Here is a 3,315-nt window from a genome sequence, read left to right as displayed (position 1 = left end):
CGGGCGGCCAGCGCGGTCGCCGTGGTCGGTCAGCTCGGCGGCGAGGGTGCCCACCGGCACCTCCCCGGCCGACCGGTCGCCGAACGCCCGGCGGTGCACGGTCAGCTCGCCCGGCACCTGCCGCAGCGCGGCCGCGGCGGTGGCGGCGAAGTGCATGGCGGCGGCCGGGGTGGGCGCCCGGTCCAGCCAGTCCAGGTGCCGCTCGACGAGTTCGAGGGCGCGGGCGTCGTTCCCGGTCAGGGTGCAGAACTCGACGTGGTCGGCGATCTCCCACAGGTCGGAGAGGTTCGACCGCAGCCGCCGGTACGCCTCCCGGTGCGCGTCCCGCGCGGCCGCTGACCGGCCGGTACGCAGGTACGCCGGCAGCAGCGCGGTGAGGATCGCCTGCGGCTGCTCCGTGCAGCTGAGCCGGCCGGCGAGCACCGGCTCGGCCAGGGCCACCGCCTCGTCGTGCCGGCCCACCTCAGACAGGTGGTGCACCTGCGTGGTCGGGTCGCAGCCGGCGCAGTCGGAGAGGGCGTCGCGGGGGGTGGTCATCCACCGGCGGTACCAGTCGGCGGCCTCGTCGTGCGCCCCGAGGTGCGACGCCACCAGGTAGCAGTGCTTGTACACGGCCTGCAGCGAGTGCCCGGTGTCCCGGTAGCGCCGCTCCATGTCCTCCAGCACCGCGTAGGTGCGGTCCAGCGGCAGCTCGGGGAACTTCAGCATGGCGCTGACCATGTACTTGAAGTGCCAGAGGAGCTGGTGGGCGAAGCGCTGGTGATAGGGCTGCGGGTCCCGGTCGAACTCGGCGAGGCACCAGGAGAAGGTCACGAAGGACTTCGCCGGCTCGCCGCCGTAGACGTACGCGGTGGTGGCCTGCATCCGGGCGGCGAAGGCGAGGTGCCGGTCGTCGCCGGCGTCGGCCCGCCGGATCAACTGTTCCAGCGCGGCGGTCTGCCCCGCCCCGTACGGCATGTTGTGGGCCTCGTGCAGCAGCCGCCACAGGTCGTCGTCGCTCACGGTCGGTTCACTCCCGTCCCGGTACGGCCCGGCCGAGCAGGCCGAGGAAGGAACTGTTCAGCAGGGCGGCGTCGGCCGCGCGGATGGGATGGTGGCCGAGCAGCAGCGCCTGCCCGTAGAGCGCCTCGACGGCGAGCCCGACCAGCTCCGGGTCGGTCAGCGTGGTGACCCGGCGGACCAGCGGGTTGCGGTGGTTGAGCACCAGCTGCGGGCGGTCCGGCGGGGCGGAGGCGGCCAGCGCGTCCAGCACGCCGCCCCACAGCTCGTCGGCCTTCTCGCGGCTGGCGGCGAGCTGGTCGTTGAACGCCGCCGAGCGGCTGACCAGGTAGAGCGCCGGCAACGAGACCGGGTCGTACGCCCGGACCACCACCTCGCAGCCGAGCCGTTCCAGGGCCCGCTGGGCGCCGGTCAGGAACGGCCGCAGGGCCAGCTCGACGTGCGGTTCGAGCGCCTCGAAGCGGGTGGTCAGGTCGCTCGGCTCCAGCCGTTCGATCAGCACCGACCGGTCCACCGCGGGCAGCCGCTCGATCAGCTCGGTGTCGTACGTGTAGCCGCCGTTGACCACGGCCAGGTCCTGCGCCGCCGCGACGGCGGCGAGCTGGCGGAACTCGTCGAGGCTGGCGGCGTACCGGAGCAGGCCGTGGCGCTGCCGGAACTCGGCGAGGGTGAGCGTGCCGACGTTGGTCTCCATCGGCCACCACTGGTCGACCAGGCGCAGCATCTCGTCGTCGTGCAGGGCGAGCGCCTTGACCCCCAGGTGGTGCACCTGGAGGAACTCGGCGAGCCGGCGCGGGTCGTGCTTGGCCAGCCGCACCAGCCAGCCGCGCACCTGGTCGCCGAGGGCGTCCCTGGTGCCGGTGAGCAGGGTGTCCTCGTAGAGCGCCTCGCGGCTGGCGGTGGGCCGCAACTCGCTGGCGTCCACCACGCAGTGGGCGAAGAAGGCCCAGTCCGGCAGCAGCCCGTCGGCGTGCTCGGTGAGCAGCATCCGCTTGAGGTAGACCCGGTGCCCGGCCCGCGCTGCCCGGGTTCACCGGGGTGGGCAGGATGAAGGCCACCCCGGTCAGCCCGGCCTCGGGCACCGCCAGCGGCACCACGTCGAACGGGACGAAGCCGAGGGTCTCCTGGGCGTACCGGACCAGGGCCGCCCGGTCCAGCGGCGCGCCGGGGACGGTCGGCCAGGGCGGCGGCCCGGCGGTGGTCGGGGTGTCGCGACCCGCACGTCGACCGGCAGCAGGCTGCCGTAGAGCCGGGCCAGCTCGGTCACCGTCGGCACGCCGAACCACTGGTCGGCGTCGCGGCGGGGGCACCAGCGTGACCGTGGTGCCGGGCTCCGGCCGGGCCTGCTCGGGCGGGGCGGGCCGGACGGCGTACCGGCCGTCGGACCAGCCCGTCCAGAGCACGGTCGGCTGGTCGGCGTGCCGGGTGACCACCCGGATCTCGTCGGCGACGAGGAAACAGGAGAGCAGGCCGATGCCGAACTGGCCGAGGAACTCGTGCCGGGAGAAGCCCAGCTCGTCGCGCTTGGAGCTGCGGCCGATGGTGGCCAGCAGCTCGTGCACCTGCGCCTCGGTGAGGCCGACGCCGGTGTCGTGCACCCGCAGGGTGCCGTCGCCGGTCAGCTCCGGCGGCTCGATCCGGACCCGGGCGGGGGCGTCCGGTTCGGTGGCGCGGCGGGCGGTGATCGCGTCGACGGCGTTCTGGAGCAGTTCCCGGACGTACACCCGTGGGCTGCCGTAGAGGTGATGACTGAGCAGGTCGACCACGCCACGGAGGTCGACCTGGAAGGTGCGGTCCACACGCTCTCCCCGGTCGGATTCGGCGCTCACCGTACCGGTGATGACTGACGCTGTCCGACCCCTTTCCGGTCGCCTTGACCCTCGACCCGGTCGAGGCGGCAGGGTCCGTCGGCATGACCGCCACCCCACTCGGCCGGGACTACCGGCTGCTCTGGTCCGCCGCCGTCTCCTCCCGGTTCGGCGACGCCCTGCGTACGCCGGCGCTGGCCCTGCTGGCCGCGACGTTGACCCGCGACCCCCGGGCGGTGGCCGTGGTGACCGTCGCCGGGCAGCTCCCGCCGCTGCTGCTCGGCCTGCTCGGCGGCGTGTACGCCGACCGCTGGGACCGCCGCCGGACGATGGCGCTGGTGGACGCCCTGCGGGCGGCCGTGGTCGCGGCGCTGGCCGCCACGGTGGCGGTGGACCGGGCGCCGACCGCTGGGACCGCCGCCGGACGATGGCGCTGGTGGACGCCCTGCGGGCGGCCGTGGTCGCGGCGCTGGCCGCCACGGTGGCGGTGGACCGGGCCGGTGTGCCG

At 74.7% G+C, this 3,315-nt stretch carries 1 protein-coding gene and 2 pseudogenes; 1 reads left to right on the top strand and 2 read right to left on the bottom strand.

All coding sequences use genetic code 11. The features are described 5' to 3' along the window. A pseudogene (locus JNW89_RS32060) lies at nt 1-1,002 on the bottom strand (hypothetical protein); the annotation flags it as partial. 7 nt (nt 1,003-1,009) lie between these two features. After that, a pseudogene (locus JNW89_RS32055) lies at nt 1,010-2,798 on the bottom strand (HSP90 family protein). Nucleotides 2,799-2,911: 113 nt separating this feature from the next. Between JNW89_RS32055 and JNW89_RS32050 the strand changes: the two are divergent. Beyond that, the coding region (locus JNW89_RS32050; RefSeq protein ID WP_238451902.1) for an MFS transporter at nt 2,912-3,315 on the top strand (404 nt) is incomplete at its 3' end.

This window comes from Micromonospora sp. 4G55, assembly GCF_016803375.1.
This window is presented reverse-complemented; position numbering and strand designations above follow the sequence as displayed.